This is a genomic window from Olivibacter domesticus, assembly GCF_900109575.1.
Lineage (GTDB): Bacteria > Bacteroidota > Bacteroidia > Sphingobacteriales > Sphingobacteriaceae > Olivibacter > Olivibacter domesticus.
The window spans coordinates 97,807-116,886 of the sequence record NZ_FOAF01000002.1 but is presented as its reverse complement, the minus strand read 5'-3'; the positions used below and the strand labels follow the sequence as shown (position 1 = coordinate 116,886).

17 protein-coding genes are annotated in these 19,080 nt (G+C 35.8%); 5 read left to right on the top strand and 12 right to left on the bottom strand.

The annotated features are described in order from the left end of the window. Window positions 1-29: 29 nt before the first annotated feature. The 4 genes from BMY50_RS11180 to BMY50_RS11165 all read left to right on the top strand — a co-directional run bounded on the left by BMY50_RS11180 (window position 30) and on the right by BMY50_RS11165 (window position 4,222). Window positions 30-1,118, top strand: a complete 1,089-nt coding sequence (locus tag BMY50_RS11180; RefSeq protein WP_093324098.1) for a TlpA disulfide reductase family protein — start codon at window positions 30-32, stop codon at window positions 1,116-1,118. 103 nt (window positions 1,119-1,221) lie between these two features. Continuing rightward, on the top strand, window positions 1,222-1,908 hold the full coding sequence (locus BMY50_RS11175; RefSeq protein ID WP_093324095.1) for a response regulator transcription factor: 687 nt from the start codon (window positions 1,222-1,224) through the stop codon (window positions 1,906-1,908). Window positions 1,909-2,181: 273 nt separating this feature from the next. Then, a complete protein-coding gene (locus BMY50_RS11170; RefSeq protein ID WP_093324092.1) occupies window positions 2,182-3,390 on the top strand; it encodes a GAF domain-containing sensor histidine kinase in 1,209 nt (402 codons plus the stop codon). A gap of 94 nt (window positions 3,391-3,484) precedes the next feature. Beyond that, on the top strand, window positions 3,485-4,222 hold the full coding sequence (locus BMY50_RS11165) for an RluA family pseudouridine synthase (RefSeq protein WP_093324089.1): 738 nt from the start codon (window positions 3,485-3,487) through the stop codon (window positions 4,220-4,222). Between the two features lie 35 nt (window positions 4,223-4,257). Here the strand turns inward: BMY50_RS11165 and BMY50_RS11160 are convergent, their stop codons facing one another. Continuing rightward, window positions 4,258-5,148, bottom strand: a complete 891-nt coding sequence (locus tag BMY50_RS11160) for a 3-hydroxyacyl-CoA dehydrogenase NAD-binding domain-containing protein (RefSeq protein ID WP_202907820.1) — start codon at window positions 5,146-5,148, stop codon at window positions 4,258-4,260. A 24-nt stretch (window positions 5,149-5,172) separates the two neighbouring features. Next, window positions 5,173-5,955, bottom strand: coding sequence for an XRE family transcriptional regulator (locus tag BMY50_RS28785; protein WP_093324083.1), 783 nt, complete (start codon window positions 5,953-5,955; stop codon window positions 5,173-5,175). 102 nt (window positions 5,956-6,057) lie between these two features. Between BMY50_RS28785 and BMY50_RS11150 the strand changes: the two genes are divergently transcribed. Continuing rightward, on the top strand, window positions 6,058-6,405 hold the full coding sequence (locus BMY50_RS11150) for a GIY-YIG nuclease family protein (protein WP_093324080.1): 348 nt from the start codon (window positions 6,058-6,060) through the stop codon (window positions 6,403-6,405). 29 nt (window positions 6,406-6,434) lie between these two features. Here BMY50_RS11150 and BMY50_RS11145 read toward each other — a convergent pair whose 3' ends face one another. The 10 genes from BMY50_RS11145 to BMY50_RS11100 form a co-directional block, all read right to left on the bottom strand. After that, a complete protein-coding gene (locus BMY50_RS11145; protein WP_093324076.1) occupies window positions 6,435-9,566 on the bottom strand; it encodes a basic secretory protein-like protein in 3,132 nt (1,043 codons plus the stop codon). Between the two features lie 80 nt (window positions 9,567-9,646). Beyond that, the gene (locus BMY50_RS11140) at window positions 9,647-11,977 is read right to left on the bottom strand and encodes a transglycosylase domain-containing protein (protein ID WP_093324073.1); all 2,331 of its coding nucleotides are present in this window, start codon (window positions 11,975-11,977) and stop codon (window positions 9,647-9,649) included. 223 nt (window positions 11,978-12,200) lie between these two features. Further along, entirely contained in the window at window positions 12,201-12,812 is a 612-nt protein-coding gene (locus BMY50_RS11135) for an HAD family hydrolase (protein ID WP_093325710.1), read from the bottom strand. Window positions 12,813-12,890: 78 nt separating this feature from the next. Beyond that, a complete protein-coding gene (locus tag BMY50_RS11130) occupies window positions 12,891-14,207 on the bottom strand; it encodes an ABC transporter permease (protein ID WP_093324069.1) in 1,317 nt (438 codons plus the stop codon). A gap of 6 nt (window positions 14,208-14,213) precedes the next feature. Next, complete coding sequence (locus BMY50_RS11125; RefSeq protein ID WP_093324066.1) at window positions 14,214-15,128, bottom strand: ABC transporter ATP-binding protein; 915 nt, start codon at window positions 15,126-15,128, stop codon at window positions 14,214-14,216. A 120-nt stretch (window positions 15,129-15,248) separates the two neighbouring features. Then, window positions 15,249-15,836, bottom strand: a complete 588-nt coding sequence (locus BMY50_RS11120; RefSeq protein ID WP_093324063.1) for an outer membrane beta-barrel protein — start codon at window positions 15,834-15,836, stop codon at window positions 15,249-15,251. 347 nt (window positions 15,837-16,183) lie between these two features. After that, window positions 16,184-17,335: a molecular chaperone DnaJ gene (gene dnaJ, locus BMY50_RS11115; protein WP_093324060.1), complete on the bottom strand. Its 1,152-nt coding sequence runs from the start codon at window positions 17,333-17,335 to the stop codon at window positions 16,184-16,186. A gap of 2 nt (window positions 17,336-17,337) precedes the next feature. Then, window positions 17,338-17,955: a nucleotide exchange factor GrpE gene (locus BMY50_RS11110; RefSeq protein ID WP_093324057.1), complete on the bottom strand. Its 618-nt coding sequence runs from the start codon at window positions 17,953-17,955 to the stop codon at window positions 17,338-17,340. A 150-nt stretch (window positions 17,956-18,105) separates the two neighbouring features. Beyond that, window positions 18,106-18,789: a cell division ATP-binding protein FtsE gene (locus tag BMY50_RS11105; RefSeq protein WP_093324054.1), complete on the bottom strand. Its 684-nt coding sequence runs from the start codon at window positions 18,787-18,789 to the stop codon at window positions 18,106-18,108. 1 nt (window position 18,790) lies between these two features. Further along, window positions 18,791-18,994 carry a fructose-6-phosphate aldolase gene (locus BMY50_RS11100; RefSeq protein WP_093324051.1) on the bottom strand — a complete coding sequence of 68 codons (204 nt, stop codon included), beginning with the start codon at window positions 18,992-18,994 and terminating at the stop codon, window positions 18,791-18,793. Window positions 18,995-19,080 lie beyond the last annotated feature (86 nt).

Genomic DNA, 19,080 nt, shown 5'->3' with positions numbered 1-19,080 from the left:
ATAGGAAGAATAATGTAAAAAACAATTAAATGAAGAAATTAATAGTCGCTTTATGCCTTGTGGTGATTTCTGCATGCAGCAATAAGGATCAGTTTGTGTTGAATGGTACGCTTGCTAATAATGAAAGCATTAAAAAGGTTTTTCTTTATGAAGGTGGACAAATAGTGGATTCAGCCTTTCTGAATGAAGATAATAAATTCAGATTTAGGAGAACAGCACCATCACCACAATTTTATAATCTAAAAGTGGGCGATAATAACTATTTCTTCGTTTTAATGAATGGGGAGGAAGTTACATTCAAAGCGAATCTTAAGGATCCAACTGGAAAATATGAGCTTGAAGGATCTGAAATATCGAGTAAGATAAAGGAGTTTAGTGAAATAAATAATCACTATTCAAATATTTCGAAAGAAATCGAAGGTGAATTTCAAATGAGATTAAGTAAAGAACCTGGTAGAGAAAAGGAAATACGCGATGAGTTATTTATAAAGTACAAAGCAAACCTGGATGCATTCTCAAAAGATGTGTTGGTTTTTGCACGTAAAAATACAGGTAATTTAGCGGGCTTTTATGCAATAGGGTCGCTGGATCCAGTGGAATACGAGCGGGAGATGATGGAATATGCGGATGCAATTAAAAATAAGTTTCCAAAAAACGAAGCAGTAAGAGATTTTGTTACGCACATGGCCGAACTTAAACCTTTGAGTATTGGACAGAAAGCACCGGACTTTGAATTGTTAGATACCAAAGGAAAGACAGTAAAGCTTTCAGATTTCCGCGGTAAGTACATATTGTTAGACTTTTGGGCATCATGGTGTGTCCCGTGTAGAGAGGAAAATCCAAATATTGTAAAGCAGTATAATGAGTATAAAGACAAAAATTTTGCAGTACTTGGTGTATCGTTAGATAATAATCAAGCAGCGTGGTTGAAAGCAATAAAGGATGATCATTTGACTTGGACCCACGTTTCTGATTTACAGGCTTGGAATAGTAAAGCAGCGGAATTATACAAGGTTTCAAGTATTCCCGCATCATTCTTGCTTAGCCCCGAAGGGGTTATTGTCGCAAAGAACCTCCGCGGGAATAAATTAGCGGATTTTTTGGAAAAAAACTTATAACTTTAAATTGTTATCAACTAAATTGCAATCATTAACAATTTATTAATAATAGCTTAACTTTTATTTGCAATTAAGTACATAATTTAGCCTAAAATTATTGATTATGAGTAGTGCAAAATACAAGATATTAGTTGTTGATGATGAACCGGATATATTAGAACTCATAGAGTATAACTTGAAACGTGAAGGATATTCTGTGTTTACGGCTTCTAATGGACAGGAAGCTGTTTCTACAGCTCGAAAAATAAATCCAGATTTAATTATTCTGGATATTATGATGCCAAAAATGGATGGTATAGAAGCATGTAGGATTATGAGAGCTATGCCGGAGTTTAAAAACACATTTATGGTATTTTTGACTGCAAGAAGTGAGGAGTATTCTGAAATAGCAGGTTTTAATGTTGGGGCCGACGATTATATTGCTAAACCAATAAAACCGCGAGCATTAATTAGCAGAATTAATGCTATTTTAAGAAGAAACAGTAAGGGCGATGAAACGTTGGAGAATAAAGTTGAAATTGCGGATTTAGTCATTGATAGAGAAACGTTTCTTGTTTATAAAAATGATAAGAAGATTGTTTTAGCCAAGAAGGAATTTGAGCTGTTATATCTATTGGCTTCGAAGCCAGGAAAGGTTTATACACGAGAAACAATTTTAAAAAGTATTTGGGAAGACTCCGTGGTTGTTACGAATAGGACAATCGATGTCCACATACGTAAATTAAGGGAGAAGATTGGAGACGACTATGTCTCGACAGTAAAGGGAGTAGGGTATAAATTTGATGCCTAAACAAAAAAGGAACCTTAAGGTTCCTTTTTTGTTTAGGCACATTCTGATCATTATTAAAGCCTTAATTTCGATCCTGAAAAAAAGACTATCACAATAGGTGATCAAAAAATAACGCATTCAACAGGTATTATTTTTTAATAAATTCAACATAAATTTTCTGCTTCCTTTTTGTATATTGCATATTGTCAAAAAAAGATCATCTTAAGTAGAATTGGGCCGTCTTCGGGAGAATGTTTCGAATTTAGTTATAGTTTTACGGCATAATTATTCACTATGGGGATATATCATAAGCAGCTTAATATAATTCCGCTAAACGAAAATGATCGTTTGAGGAAATTGTATAAGTATGATATTTTGAATACTCCACCAGAAGTAGCATTTGACAAAATAGCTAAATTGGCCATGGAGCTTTTTGAAGCTTCCAGTGCATTTATTTCTTTTGTAGATGAAAATAAAGTTTTTCTAAAATCAGATACAACCGGACAATTTGAAAGATACACAAATAGAGAGGATAGTCTATGTTCATGGACAATTTTACAGGACAATGTTGTTGTATTCAATCACATAGAGGAAGCTTCTGGCATCATTGAAGATCCTAAACATTTAAAAAAATCGTTTGGTGTTAATTTCTTTGCTGCTGCACCTCTTCTGACACCTGACGGCTATAAAATTGGAGCATTATGCGTTGCAGACCCATCACCAAAATATCCTTCTAATAAACAACTTGAGATGTTAAGTAGTCTCGGCTCAATCGTTATGGATGAATTGAAGTTTCGATTGGCTACACGTAACGCAGTAAGGGTACAAACGGATTTAATGAATGCAACCGTGCACGATCTCAAAAACCCGCTTACCTCTATTAAATTGTATGCTCAATTGATTCAAAGAGAATGTAAGGAGCAGAAAAGTATGCAGACGATGACAGAACGCATAGTAAAATCATCTGATTTTATTCTTTCAAGTTTAAATGATCTTCTTAATCTTTCACAAATTGAGGATGGTGAAATGCGACTTAGAATAGAGCCTTGTGTGTTAGATTCACTATTTAAAGAACTGTTAGCTGATTTTGAAATTATAGTACATCAAAAAAAGCAAAAAATAATTTTTGTTAATGCTGTTCAGAAACCTGTAGCTGGGGATAAAATCCGAATAAGAGAGATCTTTGAAAATTTATTGAGTAACGCTTCTAAATATGCTTATCCTGATACAACAATTAGCTTGATTGCCAAGGAAGTAGATGGTAGAGCCTTGATTGAAGTTAGAGATGAAGGGCAAGGGTTATCTGAGGAGGACATGAAAAAGCTATTTAAGAAATTTGCTCGTTTAAGCTCGGTCCCGACTGGAAAAGAAGGTAGCAATGGTTTGGGATTGTCTATTGTAAAAACTCTTGTGGAACTGCATAATGGTAAAATTTGGGCAGAGAGTGATGGAAAAGGTATGGGATCGTCCTTTTTTATCGCATTGCCATTTGCTAGCTTTTAAAAACAATGTTTGTTAAACAGCAATTTGAATTCTCAAATTCTTTAATATTGCTTATTGATTTCTTCTTCCGCTAATTTTTTTACCTTTGCAGACTATGGGGGAGAAATCTACTAATTTTAAATTTCCAAAGTTTAAAGATCTTATACTGTTTGAAAGTGATGACCTGATAGTGGTGAATAAGCCGCCTTTTATTCCTTCTTTAGATGAAAGGGGGGGAGAAGGAGTGAATGTTCTAAGGATGGCGAAGCAATATCATGAAGATGCTCAAATTTGCCATCGTATAGATAAAGAAACATCTGGCCTTCTATTAATTGCTAAGAACCCACAAACATACCGGGCCGTTTCCATAGAGTTTGAAAAAAGGAGAGTTAAAAAGATATATCACGCCATTATTGGCGGGAATCATGTTTTCGAAAATTTAAAAGTAGATTTACCCATTTTAAATTTAGGTAATAAAAATGTAACTATTGATAAGGCAAATGGGAAAACTGCCGAAACTTGGTTCAATTCATTAACTTATTTTAAACATTATACACTTGTAGAGTGCCAGCCTGTAACAGGAAGGATGCACCAAATTAGAATACACCTGGCGACGCAACACGCCTCTATAGTAGGAGATGATTTATACAAAGGTAAGCCTGTTTATTTATCTCAAATAAAAAGGGGCTATACCTTAGGTAAGGAAAAGGAGGAGCTTCCGATTATGAAACGTTTTGCATTACATGCCAAGAAATTAACACTTCGTTTAGACGGTATTGAGCTTTCTTTTGAAGCGCCTTATCCAAAAGATTTTGCTACTTTGCTAAAGCAATTAGAACGGTTTGATACTTAGTTAATTACTTAGCGATTTGGCACCAAATAATACGATTATGAATGAAAGCGCGTTGAAACTTTTAAATCTTTCGTTCCACTACTATAATCATAGAATCCAATTTTTGTTTTTATCCCAAGGTTTTTGGCTGCAACCATATTGATCAATAAAGGGCAAGGAGCATATTTGGGATTTCCAAAACCTTGATGCAAAACATTTAATATCGCTAAACACACATCTAGTCCAATAAAATCTGCCAGTTGTAAAGGCCCCATGGGATGAGCCATCCCCAATTTCATTATTGTATCAATTTCTACTACCCCTGCTACTCCTTCATAAAGGCTATAAATAGCCTCATTAATCATTGGCATAAGAATTCTATTGGCAATAAAACCAGGATAATCATTTACTACAACAGGTTGTTTGCCTAATTCTTTAGCAGTTTGTGTGATAATTGATGTTACTTCATTGTTAGTAGTGAATCCCTTTATTACTTCGACCAACTTCATGATAGGAACAGGATTCATGAAATGCATGCCAATTACTCTTTCCGGACGGGAGGTAACGGATGCTAATTTTGTGATAGAAATAGACGATGTATTCGTAGCTAAGATGGTTTCCGGTAAACACAAATGATCCAAATCCTTGAACAATTTAATCTTGGTGTCAAAATTTTCTGTTGCAGCCTCTATTACAAGTTCAGCATTTACAGTGGCTGCTTGAAGATCAGTAAAAATTTTAATATTGTTTAGCGTAGTTGTTTTGGCATCTTCAGTAAGCGTTTGTTTTATTATTTGTCTATCTAAATTGGTTTCAATAGACGACAGAGCCCTTTTCAGTGCTTCTTTGCTGACATCAACAAGAGATACACGATAACCACTTTGTGCGAAAGTATGTGCTATACCGTTTCCCATGGTTCCTGAACCAACTACTGTAATATGGTGCATGATAATGATTTGTATAGAAGAAACTTAATTTATTTTGTCGTCGCTTTTTATGCCACTAATAGCTTTTTGCATTTGAGCCATCATACTGGTTAATGTCTCTAGTGTTGGCTCTGGTGTTGGTTCTGGAAAATCAGTACTTATGAATGCTTTTGCTTTCCAAATTTCTAAAATATCGGTTGTATTGATCCAATAAGAATCGTATGTTTTATTATCTGATAATAATTTTAGTCCTTTATCTTCTTTAAATTTGTGGGCAATTCGCTTATAAACAATTCCTTCTGTTTTAGAAATGACAATATAAGTTTGAGCAGGTTTTATATCGAACCAATTTTCCACATACTCACTCACTATAATAGTTCCAGGTTGCAATGGAAGCATTGAGTCCCCTTTTAATTCAAATGCGCGATAGGTCCCCTGTTTAAAAATTGGCAATCTAAACTTTGGTAATTCACTTATATAGTCAGGATCTGCATAACCGTTAAGATAACCCGCACTCGCTTTTACAGGAACCAGCTCTATATTTTCTCTATCTTCGTCATTTACTGTAATACTTAAAATTCTGACGCTAGAAGAATCACCTTTAGGACTGGGCTTCCACTTGTCATCAATTTTTTCATTTACCAATTCGTCCATTGTTAATTCATAATGGGATGCGAATTTTTTTAGTAATTCATATTTTGGTTCCGCCCTATCTTCCTCGTAGGCCCCGACTAAAGATCGCTTAATTTCCATCAAATCAGCAAATTGCTGTTGTGTATGCCCCTTTTTCTTCCGAAGATATTTAAGATTTGTTGCGATGTTGCTCATTTTTTTAAAATTAGTTTTGTATTTACTAATATTGTTAGTATTATTGTGCCAATAAAGTTAGTAATTTATTTTTAATTAGCGAAAAATATTAGTGTATTTATTATGAAGCAATTTGTGTATATTTTGACAGACTGTAATAGGAAATGCTTACATGTAGGATTAACGGACAATTTATTAAAAACGACGACTTTTTATAAAGAACATAAGCAATTATTTTTTGACTCGACGGCGAAGGTTTCTAGATTAGTATATTTCGAAGAATTTACCTGTGACGAAGCAGCATTACTTCGGTTTAATACCTTATGCATCTTTACCAGATCACAAAAAGAAAGATTAATCCGTTTACTTAATAAAGACTGGGTAGATTTAAGTTTAAAATTAGGAAAGGAACAGATTGTAATGAGAGATGGTATACAATTTCAACTAGCCAATCAAAATTATATAAGATAAAATTGATTGGCTAGTTTTGTAATATGCGACTACCATCCTGGTGCAAAATTGAGCCCGAAGGTTCCGAATTTTAGGTCTTTGCGATTAAAAGGAACCGCATAATATGGCTCTAATACAAAATATCCAAAGATATTAACACGAAGGGAAACACCCGCGCTCATTGCCGGCACTCTTTCGTACACATCTACCATTGAACCATCTGGATTAGTTATCTGACCAATAATATCAGGATCTTTTTTAAAAGCGATCTTGTCCCCACCGCTCCAAGCTAACCCCATATCAAAAAATATATTGAGATCCGAAAATAAAAGACCAGACTTAATAGCGGCTAATTTCTCTGGTCCCGTAAAGGGTAATCTGGCTTCCAAATTTACTACTGCAATTCTAGACCCCATTAACTGATTTAAATTATACCCCTCCGTTCGATTATTACGATTATCATAAAAAGTGGCCGATTCGTATCCTCTAATTAAGAAAGGATATCCAACATATAAAGGGTATAGTCCATCTTCACCGCTACCCACGCGCATATATGTATAGGCACGGGCAGCCAAAGAAATCGGCTTAATACGATGATATTTTCTTAGGTCGATTGTATATGCAGTAAAATTGAAATCTCCGAAATATTTTTCTGCAGATAATCTATAGCGATACCCGCTTAAAGGAGCTGCTACTCCAAAATAGGAATTATCACCAACTAAGGCAGCATTTACTTGTTGAAGAGTGAATGAGTTAAAGTTTCCACCGTAAGTTTGACTAGCTTCTTCATTAGATATTTTTCTTCTGTCACTTCCTACAAAATGCCCGGTATTTTGTTCATAATAATTAGAAAACCGGTCTATTCTATAGCTGTAGCGAGCAAGGGCCGCCCCAACTTCAAAACGTGTAACCCTTGAAAAAGGATAAGCAGCAAAAGCATCTATCTGTGTTTGAAAGGTCCGTATAATATCGGTGTTTTCTGCGTGATAGGTTGTACCGTCTATCTCTTCAGTGCCATAGCTCATTAAGCCTGACATAAAGGGAATATGAGAAATAGAACCTCCCCAATTAATTCTACTTTTTTGATTAATATAGGCGAATTGCCCCCCAAAATCGTAAATTTCTCCGTTTATAGATAAGCCGGCAAATAATTGATTGCGTCCTAAAATATCAGAAAATATACCTTGAATACCGCTTGCTAGACCAGCCCCATAGCGGCTACCAACCGCAACTCCTACACCACTTCCCTGTAAATAATCCAACTGGAACTTGGGCTTATAAGGAATTGGTTTGATCAATGATTTTTCAATTCTCTGGAAGATATTATAATTTTTTAAATTGCTATTAATAATATCTACTCCCAGCGATTGAGGCGGAGGTAACATGGCTGCATTAAAATTAACATCTGTACTAGTTACCTCAGTGGGAGTGAAGTCTGTTGGTTTTGCATTATATATGGTATATTTTTGAGAGCGATAATAAGAGTATAAGATGTCGTCATTAGCAGAGACACTTAGCGCAGGTGAATATTCTGTAATGCCACTTATACCAGTAAAATAGTCTGTAAGTTTTTCAATTTTATGACCCTTAGTTGTATAGCGGTACATGTTTCTAAATCCATCACGATTTGAGAGAAAATAAATCTGACTATCGTCAGCAGAAAACTGTGGGTTTAGATTGTTTGCCCCAGGGAAAATATCTATTTTTTCTATACTTTTAGTGGCAATGTCTATGACTGCCAAACCTAAGGGGATGTCAACACCATCATAACCGCTTTGTAGACTGATTCTATCAGTACTAAATACCAATTTTTTGCCATCTCTAGAGAAGCTAGGATGATAATCCGAATACATGTCATCTGTCAACTGTACCAGTTTTTTAGATGATAAATTATATATGTATAAGTCGCTATGCCCATTTTTTAAACCTGAAAAGGCAACTTCCTCACCATTTGGAGACCATGTAACATTCGAAAATTCAGCTACATCGTCCATACTTTCAATCGATAACATTTTCCCCTTTTCAACGTCTAGAATCATCAGCTTTGTACGCCCTCCGCTAAAAACGCTAAATGCAAATTTTTTACTATCGTTAGAAAAAGCACCTGCGCTTTCTATGTAGCTAAATTCATCGATATGTGAATTGTTCTGCCGACTACTTAATTTTCTTATAATTTTCCCTGTCTGCGCATCTGCCAAAAAGAGATCAATACTAAAAAGATCTTTTTCTGAAAGAAACGCTACATATTTTCCGTCGGGTGAAATGGTAGGGGAGACATTCATGTTACCACCATTTTTGTTATCAATAATCAACCTTCCCCGCGGAACTTGAGCCGTATCTATTAGTAAGGGTTTATATGCATTTTCTATACTCGTTCGCCAAAGATTTGAAAGCGTTTGTTCGTCATAACCAAAAGTTTGCTTGATCGCCATTTGATAACCAAATTTCGCAGTATTTTTAAAGAACGGTACAATTACTGTATCTCCATAAGTAGAACCAACATAAGCCCAGAAGGCTTGGCCGTATCGATACGGGAAATATTTACCGCTTTCTGTCAAATCTCGCAAACTTGGTATATCCTTGTTTAAGTAAGCGTCTCGCATCCACATAGCTGTAAATGCATCCTTTTTGCCGATCGACAGATATTCGGCCATACCTTCAACCATCCATAGTGGTAAATTTCCAATATTTTCTAATTTAGTTGAATCTCCTTCTATTAAACTATGGTACTGGAAAGCGTGCACAAGCTCATGCCCCAACACATGCCTTGTTTGATTGTTAATTTGCATGATAGGCATTACCACACGATTTTTCAGACCTTCAGTAACCCCGCCCGTCCCGATGCTTATCTGTCCACCAATCGCAGTGGTTTGCTGAAAGTCGGGATGGTTATTATAGAGTATTAGCGGGTTTTTGCGAAGAAAAGTATCTCTAAATACCTGTTGGTGTAACTCATACCAAAGTTCACTTTCTTGGGCAAATCTGCTAAGTAAGCTATCATTTTGAAGATAAGTGTAAAAATCAAAATGAGGGGTTTCCTTCACCTTAAAATCCAGCGTTTTGTACCGCATTTTATTCTGGCCAAAATATTGGCCATAGACACTTGAAGGTGTATAAAAAAGAATAAATAAAGTATAAATGAGGACAAATAATATATTCTTAATAGAAGTAACTCGTTTCATACGATTGCTTAGGTACAATTTGATTACTAAAATAATGTTTAAGAACTATTTACGCAAACCGTTTCGGACTGAGCTTAACTTTAATTTTTGATTGGCTGAAGTTGTTCATTTATACGGTTCATTTCTTCATCGTCCTGAAGCGGATTTAGTAAAGGTAATATACCACTTTCCAGACTATCAGTTTTCGTACTATCTGGAATAACTATTCTAGGACTAGGGCATTTATATTCTCTACTTATCGTTACTGTTGGCTCAGGTAAAGGCGCATATGTATAACCGCTATTAGGGTCATGATAGAGTTTTTCCATGAATTTTGCAAAAATTGGAAGAGCGGTACGCGACCCTTCTCCTGTTGCCGAATTTTTGAAATGTATACTTCTCTCATCATTTCCAACCCATACACCCGTCACTAAATTATTTGTAATACCCATATACCAGCCATCAACATAGTCAGAGGATGTACCTGTCTTTCCACCAATTTGATTACCCTTTTTCCATAAATCCCATTCCCACAATGCCTGGGAAGTACCTCCAGGTTCCTCCATAGTGCCTCGGAGCATATAAGTCATTAACCAAGCAATCTCTTCGCTCAATACACGCTTAGGTGTTGTGTGGTACTCAATCAACACCTTACCATCTTGATCGGTGATTTTTTTTACTAGTATGGGGCTGGCGTGATTCCCTTTATTTAGAAAGGTTGAATAGGCACTTACCATTTCAAATACTGTTACATCATTTGATCCTAAACTTACCGATGGAACGGATGCTAAATGACTGGTAATGCCGCATTTATGCGCTGCTTTTACTACATTATCCCAGCCAACTTTTTCAGTAACCTGCGCGGTAACAGAATTAATAGATCGACCCATGGCCCATCTTAAAGACATGTTCAGGCCGGTAAATTTCCAATCAGCATTTTTGGGTTCCCAAGTTTTTTTTTCGCCCTTTTCTACATAATTAATCGTAACCGCCTTATCAACAAATTTATCGCAAGGTGACATACCTTGCTCCAAAGCCGTGAGATAAGCGAAAGGTTTAAATGTTGATCCAGCCTGCCTTTTAGCCTGGTTTACATGGTCATATTTGTAATAATGGTGATTTATGCCACCCACCCATACTTTTATTTCAGAAGTATAGGGATCCATAGCCATCATACCGGTATTTAGAAATTTGGCGTAGTGTGCCAAGGAATCTATTGTGGAGAGTTCCACTTTTTTCATTCCATCCCATGTAAAAACTTCCATTTGCTTTGGCTTATTCAAGTGGAAATTTATACTATCGATATTTTTATTAAACTTTTTACTTAAGAATTCATAAATAGGAAGTTTTTTTGCAAGGTTCTCTAAGAAGTTTTCGATTACTTCTCCTTTTGAATCTCGCCATGGCTCCTCTTTTCCCCAGGTCTTTTCCAATCGGTTTTGTAAAATGGACATTTGATCATAAGCAGCTTCTTCTGCATATTGTTGTAACCGGGAATCTATTGTTGTATAGATCTTAAGGCCATCTTCATAGAGATCATAACCATTTTCTTCACACCATTTTTCTATGGCTCTTTCGGCTGCTCCACGTAAATAGGAATCTTCCTTTCCCTCTTCCCCAATGGTGCCGAGACTCAAATTTAAAGGTGAGTTTATGTATTCCTTGTATTGCCCGGCACTTAAAAATTTAGCCTTCTGCATCTGCGACAATACCACATTGCGCCTTTGGATGGATTTCTCCGGATTACGCACCGGATTATATAAGGTGGTAGCCTTCAGCATGCCAATCAATAAAGCTGCCTGAGGAGCCGTTAGGTCATTTGTGTTTTGATTAAAGTAACGTTTGGAAGCAGTTTTTATACCATATGTGTTATTGCCGAAAGAAACGGTATTAAGGTACATAGTAAGAATATCCTCTTTACTATATTTCCGTTCTAATTTCAATGCAGTATACCACTCCTTTATTTTGATGATAAGCATTCTCATACCCGGTATTTTTCCGAGTATACCAGACGACTGGTTATAACGTGTTCTGAATAAGTTTTTTGCTAATTGCTGTGTGATAGTGCTACCGCCTCTCTTATCGCCGGTTGCGGTGGAAACAACACTCGACACTACGGCGAAAAAGTCAACACCACTATGACGGAAAAATCTGATATCTTCCGTTGCAACTAAAGCATTTACGATATTTTTAGAAATGCTATCGTAAACTACTGGTGATCTATTCTCCTTAAAGTAACGACCAATTAGTTTGCCATCCGCAGTATAAAGTTCTGATGCTACATGCAATGTGGGAGCTTCGATATCTTTAACTGTTGGAGAATAACCAAAAAGTCCTAAAAAATTCAACTCTATCGAACATAGAAAAATGACGATAAAGTATATGAAGATAAGAATATAGCGAAGAAACTTATTTTTAATTCTCCTGAACATGCAGTAAATATCTTAAAATGACTGTTAAATAAATGCAAAAAAATGTTAAATACTTGCGTTAGGTTGTTTAAAACGCATGCACGAATATAGGCTTATAAATGTATATACAATAGCCTTTTCACTAATTGTTGATATGAACGTCTTTGGGAGTGTATACGCAAAGAGTTTAGAAGGTCTGTAAGCTTATCTTCAAGAGAAATATTGATGATAAAGATACTACTTACTAGATTTTATCAATCCTTACCCAATCCATGCCAGCTGCTATGGCAGCGGTAACACCAGGATCTCCATCTTCAAAAACCATGCACTCACTGGGATCAACTTCCAGCGTTTTTGCTGCAGCCAAGAATGGATCAGGATACGGTTTTCCATTAGGGGTTTCGCCAGCGCATATGAGCACATCTATATAATCTGTTAAACCAAGTACGGATAGCGTTTTTTGAACAGTCCTTCGGCTTCCTCCGGATACAACTCCAATAAGTGCTTTACCAAAATTGCTCTTTAAATGCTCTGTCACAAAAGCAATAGGCTCCGTTCTTTCTATATATCTATCGAAAAAAACGGCTGTTTTTTCCTTTGAAAAAGTATCAGGTAAATAAGTTTGATATCTTTTGCTTATCTCTTCAGCAACTAAAAGTGTGGGCCAGCCAGCTAGTTCGTCAATAATATTTGTGTCAAGGTCTATTCCATATTTGGCTGCAGCCTCTTTATATGATAGCTTGTGTGCAAGCATATTATCAGCTAATGTGCCATCACAATCGTATAACAGTGCTTTGTATTTTCCCGCTGTTTTTTCTTTAAGTATCGATAATTTTTCTAAAGTGTTTATGCTCATATATTTATTTACCATTAAAACGCTGGCAAAATTGCCCTAATTTTATTTACTTTCCTAATTTTAGGTAAATAAGTTTGACTATCCTTTGTATTTAAACCATTTGAAAAGCTCTTTATAACTTGCTTTCTTTCCATACATTAATATACCTACTCTATAAACTCTTGCCGCTACATAAGTAGTGCCAACAAAACCTATTACTAACAATACGATTGATAGTATCAATTGCCATGTGGGCACCCCAAATGGAATGCGTACTAACATGCCGATGGGAGAAGTAAAGGGAATCATGCTCAACCAAAAAGCTAAAGAACCATGGGGATTATTTATTAATACAGAGAAAGACAGCATATAGGTAAAGAGTAGTGGCATAATGATGGGAAGCATAAATTGCTGGGTTTCGGTTTCACTATCTACTGCCGAACCTACCATCGCAAATAATGCACTGTAAAGCAAGTACCCCCCAATAAAATAAATCAAAAATGAACTTATTACATAAGGGTAATCAACGGTTTTAATATTCTTAATTAAACCATTAATAGGGGAACCACTTGGGGTTTTATAATCGTCTTTGGTATCACTCATGTGTTTCGTTTCGCTGATTTCCGTTGAAATATTTTTATCCATCATTACTGTTCCTGCAACACCAAGCATCCCAACAGATAAAACAATCCATAACACAAATTGGGTAACTCCTACTAATCCTATACCAACGATTTTTCCCATCATTAATTGAAAAGGTTTAACTGATGATATAATCACTTCAACTATTCTATTACTTTTTTCTTCAATAATGCCTCGCATTACCTGGCTTCCGTAAAGAAAAAGTGATAAATAAATCAGTATAGAAAGACCAAAGCTTACGCCAATAGCCGCCCCAACACTACTATCTCTCTCTCCTTCAACAGTAAGTTCTTTTGACTTTACGGTAATAGCTGGTTTTATGCTGTTTAAAATTTTAGTATCTATCCCAGCATCTTTCAATGCTTTAGATTTTAATATATCATTTAGTTGGTTTTCAATATCGTTGATGGTTCTTATGCCTTTTTTTTCTGTATCGTATAATTCAACAACTTGTGAAGACGCTACATCGGGAGGGATAAGCAATAAAATGGTGTTTTTTTCGCCCTTTTCTAAATCCTTCTTAACCGTTCCCGTTGAGCCATTAGCTTTGGTAAATATTAAATGATCGGTATCTTTTAGTTCATTGATTATGAAGCCTGAATCGTCAATAACCTGTACCTGGGTAGTTGGTTCTTGATTATTGAGTGCGACGTAAAAGATAATAGCATACATGCCAATAAAAAGTAGTGGCACTAAAAAGGTTGTTAGTAAGAATGATTTTTTTCTAACCCGACTTAAATATTCACGTTGGATAATAAGTAGTATTTTATTCATGAGAATCTAATTAAGACGATTGGTAGTCACTTCTTTGACAAAAATATCGTGAATAGACGGAATAATTTCTTCAACGTGTCGAATCTCCACCTTTTCCAGTAAATAGCTTAATATTTCATTGATGGTTTTATCTTCCAAAATTTTAATGAATAGGGTAGTGGTGTGATCAACCCTTTTGTTATATTCGACAATAAATAGAGCGTAGTTAATTGGAATTGAATCTTCTTGACTATGATAGACGATTTTGAATTTATTTTCACGGTAGCTATTTTTAATTTCAACTAGAGAGCCATCCAGAATTTTCTTTGATTTATTAATTAACGCGATGTTGTCGCATAATTCTTCAACCGATTCCATTCTATGTGTTGAGAAAATTATTGTTGTTCCATTATTATGCAACTCAAGAATTTCGCTTTTTATCAAATCCGCATTTACCGGATCAAATCCCGAAAAAGGCTCATCAAGAATTAATAATTCAGGTTGGTGAAGAACGGTTGCCACAAATTGTACTTTCTGTTGCATCCCTTTGCTAAGATCTTCTACCTTTTTGTTCCACCACGTTTGCATTTCCATTTTTTCAAACCAGTGCTTAATCCTTCGCTTTGCTTCTTCTTTCGAAAGACCCTTTAACTGAGCTAAATAAAGCATTTGATCACCAATTTGCATCTTTTTATATAATCCTCTTTCTTCTGGCAAATAACCTATTTTCTCTATATGTTGTGGATTCAGATGTTCCCCATTAAAAAGAATACTTCCACTATCTGGACCCGTTATTTGTGTTATTATTCTAATAAGGGAAGTTTTGCCTGCGCCATTAGGCCCTAATAAGCCAAAGATTGTTCCTCTTTTTATAGAAAGTGATATGTCGTCTAAAGCCCGGTGTTGGGCATATTGCTTTACAATATTGTTAATCTCTAACATGCGCAGTTATTTGCAAGTTTAGATACCCTTAAAAGATTTTTGTTACAAATCTTATTATAAATGGCAAAAGGGGTAAGCTGAAATAACTTACCCCTTTTGTTAGTCTAATGTGTAAAAATGTTAGAAATAAAATTGCACGCCAAGTTGAGGAGCAAAGAAATCACTTGCTAATCCAAAAGAATTTTGAATTGATTTAGCACCACTATTTTCATCCTTAATTCTATCATTTCCATAATATAATCCACGTACGCTTAATTCTAAACCAACATTTTTATGTGGGAAAAATGCAATACCTGGAGATAACTGAGCACCATAATGAGCCACTGTTTGTGTTTTTGTGCCGTTTTCTTTTACATTTCCCCAAGACATAGGAGCAGAAAGCTGACCGAAAAATTTGAAGGTCTCATTCCCTTTATAAGCCCTTGCAAATGGTGCAACATTAATGGTATTATATTTTCTGTCTAAATCTCCATCCGACGCTTTACTATAACCATAACCAACACTTGTACCAATAGCAAAATTATCACTTATAAAGTAACCAATGCTTGGTGTGATATTGAAGCCTTGTGTTGATTGTTCAGTACCGTTAACCTTGTTATAATTATAACCAACGGAACCCCCTAAAAATAATTTACCTTTTTCGGTCTGCGCATTTGCGGCGAAAGTTAAAGCAACAGCTGCTGTAAGAGTTAAGAATAATTTTCTCATGTTTAATATATTTTGTTAACGTTTATCGATAGCTATATTTTGTTTGACTATCTGATTTGTTAAGTCAATGTTTATGCCAAGTTAAATTAAAAATCTATTTTGATCATTTAATCGAATAAAATAAAAGCTGGCTTTAAATATATCTATATGGCTGTTTTTTGTAACTTATTCATTTAAAGACGATATGTTTTAATTTTGACAAAACTTTTTCACCTGTCGGTGTATTACGAATCTGACTATTTGTCTAAATTTGTCAGCATCCGACAAATAGTCAGCGCATAAAAGAAAAAAGCACCATGGTTTTTTACACCTGGTGCTTTTTTCTTTTATGTCTCGTAATAAAATTATTATTCGAAAAACTCTTTTATGCGTTCAAAAAAACTCTTTTCATGTTTGCCAGGTTGAGGCTTAAAATTAGGAGATTCGCGTAAATTTTCTAACTGTTCTCTTTCGTTTTGTGAGAGTGCTTTAGGTGTCCATACATTCACATATATTAATTGATCTCCTTTATGATAGGAATTTACTTCCGGAATACCCTTCCCTTTTAAGCGGAGAATCTTGCCACCCTGCGTACCTGGATCTATTTTAATCTTTGCTTTTCCATCTATAGTTGGAATTTCAATACTTGATCCTAATGCTGCATCAACAAAGCTAATGTAAAGATCATATATTACATTGATTCCATCACGCTTTAATACTTCATGCGGAGTTTCTTCTATTAGGATTATCAAGTCACCCGGTACGCCCCCGCGAGGAGCCGCATTCCCCTTACCACTCATGGATAATTGCATACCCTCGCTTACTCCAGCCGGTATGTTTATACTGATCGTTTCTTCACCGCGAACGAGTCCTTCACCCTGACAGGTTGTACATTTTGCAGTGATTTCTACCCCTTCTCCATTACAAGTCGGGCAAGTGCTCGTAGTTTGCATCTGGCCCAGAATAGTGTTGGTAACTCTTCTAACACTACCACTACCTCCGCATGTACGGCAGGTAGAAGTAGATGATTTATCTTTAGCGCCCGAACCATCGCAAGTTTTGCAAACAACTAATTTGTTTACTTTGATCTTTTTTTCAACCCCTTTGGCAATTTCTTCAAGTGTAAGCTTAACTTTAATTCGAAGATTAGTACCTTTTATAATACGTCTGCCCCCTCTTGATTGACCGCCACCGCCAAAGAAACTTTCAAATGGATTGCCACCTCCAAATATATCTCCAAAATTACTGAATATGTCTTCCATATTCATTCCACCGCCTCCAAATCCTCCATTGGCGCTGTTACCAGCATGTCCAAATCTATCGTAACGCTGACGTTTTTCAGCATTACTTAGTACTTCGTACGCCTCTGCGGCTTCCTTGAATTTTTCTTCTGCTTCTTTATTATCCGGATTTTTATCGGGGTGATATTTTATAGCAAGTTTTCGGTAGGCAGACTTAATTTCTGCTTGTTCAGCGTTTTTCGAAACACCCAATATATCGTAATAATCTCTTTTTGCCATTTTTATAATGATTCACTCCCTACCACTACTTTTGCATATCGCAAAACTTTGTCATTCAGGAAATAGCCTTTTTCCACTTCATCAATCACTTTTCCTACTAATTCTTGAGTAGGAGCGGGTATTTTTGTAATCGCTTCTTGTAAGTCCGCATTAAACTCCTTGCCAATTGATTCCATTTCTTTCAATCCTTTTTTTGTAAGAGAGGATTTAAGTTTTTGAAATACCAGGTCAACCCCTTCTTTTACAATAGGGACTTCCTGAGCAGTTTCCATCGATTTAAGTGCACGTTCAAGATCATCTAGAACGGGTAATAGATCAACTATCACATCTTTTCCTGCCGTTTGCAATAAATCAACACGTTCTTTCGATGTGCGGCGTTTATAATTATCGAACTCTGCATACAAACGAAGATATTTATTATTAGCTTCTTCTAGTTCCTGTTTGTGTCTTTCTTCTAAACTTAAGGTTGGGTTAACATCTTCTGTTTCATCAGAATTATCTATTTCACCTTTATTGTGTAAACGGGCCTCATTCACGGATTCCAGTTCTTCCGCAATATCTTTGTTCTCGAGATTTTGATTTTCTTCAAGATTTTCGTTCTTCTTGTTTTGTTCTTCCATAATTCAAAAGCATTCAAAATAATCATGCTCGAACAAATTTGTTGCCAAGCAATGATTAGCAGTCAGGATGTCAGTATTTGTCGTTTTATACTAACATAATGACGTAAGGGTTCAAAACTTGTCAGCTAAATAATTTAATTCAACTTGTTATTAAGATATGGAAACATTGTCTTGCAACAGGCCAGACTCCGTCCGCACAATACGAGACGGCATATTACGGATGATCTGGTAATCATGCGTGGCCATTAAAACGGCAGTTCCTGCCCGGCTGATCTCCTTAAGCAAGAGCACAATTTCTTCTGAAGTATTAGGGTCTAAATTTCCAGTTGGTTCATCCGCCAGAATTACTTCAGGGTCATTTAATAAAGCCCGCGCAATGACAACGCGTTGTTGCTCTCCACCCGACAGTTCATGAGGCATTTTCTTTAACTTTGATCTTAAGCCAACTTTATCCAATACATCAAACATGCGCTCCCTAATCAGATTCTTATCTTTCCACCCTGTTGCACGCATTACAAATTCTAAATTCTTTTCAACAGTTCTATCTGTAAGAAGATGAAAATCTTGAAAAACGATTCCTAATTTTCGTCTTAAAAAGGGGATGTCCCGGTCATGAAGCTTACCTAAATCGAAGCCGGCAACTAAGCCATCTCCAGTTGATACAGGTAGATCACCATATATAACTTTAAGTAAACTACTTTTACCTGAACCTGTTTGACCAATCATAAAGACAAATTCGCCTGAATCAATCTGTATATTGACATTAGAAAGAACTAAATGTTTTTGTTGATAAATATCTATGTTTCTAAGTTTGATAACGGTGTTTGTAATCATGCTAGAGGGTTATTTTTTTTATTTGTCCAAAGGGGAGTTCTTGCACTAATGTCATAATATATTCCATCTTGTCCGCTAAGCCTATTTTTTCCAATGACTTGTCTGGCCTGTCAACTCTGAAATACGCCAATAACGTAAAATTTTCATCGCGTAACTGGACGTAGTCTGGAATCTTCGCTACTCCTCTTACCTTTATTATATACATAATAAGCCAAAGTTAGTACATTATTGGAAATATCATCTAGTTTTTTCAATAGACATTTTAATTTACTGTATAGCAAAAATATCCAT